Consider the following 294-nt stretch of genomic DNA (forward strand, 5'->3'; position numbering starts at 1 on the left):
TAAGGCCCCTGAAGGAACGTTTAAGACTAAGACGTTGATAGGCTGGGTGTGTAAGTGCAGCGATGCATTGAGCTAACCAGTACTAATGATCCGTGAGGCTTAACCTTACAACACCGAAGGTGTTTTTTAGAGAGATTTTCAGCGAAGTTCCGAGATTGGTTCTGATAGCTTCATGGAAGTGAGGCGGTTGGAATGAAACAGAATTTGCCTGGCGGCAATAGCGCGGTGGTCCCACCTGACCCCATGCCGAACTCAGAAGTGAAACGCCGTAGCGCCGATGGTAGTGTGGGGTCT

The 294-nt window shown here is 50.0% G+C and carries 2 rRNA genes; both read left to right on the forward strand.

What is annotated here, in order from left to right:
* Positions 1 to 107, forward strand: a 23S ribosomal RNA gene (locus WA302_RS25195); the annotation flags it as partial.
* Between the two features lie 100 nt (positions 108 to 207).
* Positions 208 to 294: ribosomal RNA gene (gene rrf / locus WA302_RS25200) — 5S ribosomal RNA — on the forward strand; the annotation flags it as partial.

It is taken from the genome of Serratia sp. 201, from assembly GCF_037027545.1.
Taxonomy (GTDB): Bacteria; Pseudomonadota; Gammaproteobacteria; order Enterobacterales; family Enterobacteriaceae; genus Serratia; species Serratia bockelmannii.